Origin of the sequence: Moorena sp. SIO2C4 (assembly GCF_010672485.1) — a bacterium.
GTDB lineage: Bacteria > Cyanobacteriota > Cyanobacteriia > Cyanobacteriales > Coleofasciculaceae > Moorena > Moorena producens.
In genome coordinates this window covers 1-1942 of the sequence record NZ_JAAHGN010001266.1, presented here as the reverse complement: position 1 = coordinate 1942, position 1942 = coordinate 1, and the positions used below count along the sequence as shown (strand labels likewise).

General features: G+C 41.6%; 1 protein-coding gene and 1 pseudogene. Both read right to left on the bottom strand.

What is annotated here, in order from left to right:
* A pseudogene (locus F6K20_RS36445) lies at nt 1-829 on the bottom strand (signal transduction protein); the annotation flags it as partial.
* A 546-nt stretch (nt 830-1375) separates the two neighbouring features.
* A complete protein-coding gene (locus tag F6K20_RS36440; protein WP_044493053.1) occupies nt 1376-1759 on the bottom strand; it encodes an endonuclease domain-containing protein in 384 nt (127 codons plus the stop codon).
* Nucleotides 1760-1942 lie beyond the last annotated feature (183 nt).

Here is a 1942-nt window from a genome sequence, read left to right as displayed (position 1 = left end):
CATCTAATCCCAAAACCTCAGCTTTGCTCTCAGCCAACATTACCGCAAAATAACTCATCAACGTGGTTTTTCCCGAACCAGGCGCACCCAATATCACCACTCGTCTCGACTGACTTTGGCTCAATAGCTGCTGAGCCAAAAATTTCCGTCCAGTCGTCTTTTCCAACAACGCCCTTTCCGGCTTTTCCCCACTTTCTGCTGCTAACAACTCCCGCTCCCAACCGCCAGCAGTTGATACCTCTTCCACCACATCGGGCATTACAAAAATCTGAGCTAACTTCTCCGATTTCTCTACCTCTTGCCCAGGCACAGCAATGCCAGCAAACTTGACATCATCAAACCAGTTAGCTAACTGCTCACAATAATCCTGTTTAGCTACCTGAAATTTTAGATAAGTAACCGTATGCTGAAAATAAGCATTAACAAATCTCTCTATCCAAGGTTTGAGACTATCTTGATTTAGTTTAATGTTATGGGTTTCAGCTTGCTGTTGAAATACCCTGATTAAAATATCCCGGTCTGGCTTACCTTGATTAATTAACGGTTTATGTAATTGTTCCAAAACCGCCGAGTTAGTAAAATAGCCCTGCAAAAAACTTTTAACTCCATGCAATCCATCCGGTGGAGCGTGAAAAAATAACAGTTGGCTCGGTTCCAGTTGTTTTTCCCATTCCTTAACTGCGTCTTCTCCCGCTTTGATTGCCTTCTCTACATCGCTTTTCGTCAGAGCTTTAACTATACGCTTACCTGCTTCTCCCGCAACAGTACCTAACAACGGTGACGCGATTTTCGATAGTTCTAAACTAGCCAAAAAGGAGAATGGTTCCATAATTTATAGGTAATTATGTTCGATGCTATAGCGTTTCTATGATTTATGAGGTACGCTTCTCAACCTCAAAGTCCCCCTTGATAAGGGGGATTTAGGGGGATCTCTTTGTACCTCATGGCATAGAGAGTTGCTATATAGCGGTTTTTATCCTAATGAGGTACACAGAATTTTTTCCCTGTTCCCTGTTCCCTAAAACCAGGAAATCTGTACCTCACCAAATTGAAAACCGCTATATTAATTATAGCAATTTAGGGAGTAGGGTTTTTTGCGTGGGTTTTGATCCCCCTAAATCCCCCTTAATAAGGGGGACTTTTCAGATAAATTTCCGGACTTCTTACAATAATCAGGCTTTTGAGATAGATTTCCGGACTCCCCCCAATGATCACGGGGGGGGCTGGGGGGGATCGAGCGAGTAAATGCAATAGAAAGGGATGGTATGTAGGAGCCGCTAAGCAAACCCACTCCTCCAACTAAGACCATTACCCTCATTCCTAATCCCTAAAAAAATTCGATAAAATCGTTAAATTATTAAATTTTGAAACAGCTCTAAGTTGTGTTAGAGGGAAGCTCACTGCTTATCCGATAGCACACTGCTTCAAAATTATGCAATACTTCATCATTGGTAAATCGAATTACTTTTAATCCATAACCTTCAATAATCTGACTTCTTTCTTTATCATAAGCTTGGCCAGCTTCTGTATAATGAGACTCTCCATCAACTTCAATAACTAATTTTAAAGCAGCGCAATAAAAGTCAAAAATAAAATTACCTATCGGTCTTTGTCGCAAGACTCTAAATTTAAAAATTTTCAAATAGTCAGACCACAGCTTTTTCTCGGCTGGTGTCATAGTTTTCCTTAATTCTCTAGCTCTGCTTACTAAATTGGAGTTATAAGGTAGATGAAATTGTCTTTGTTGGCGATCGCACATTTTACAAGAATTGAACTTGTGGTTTTTGCCGTGGGTTTGGATCCCCCTAAATCCCCCTTAATAAGGGGGACTTTTAAGATACATTTCCGGACTCCCCCCAATGATCACGGGGGGCTGGGGGGGATCAAGCGAGTAAATGGGATAGAAAGGGATGGTATCTAGGAGCCGCTACGGGAACCCATA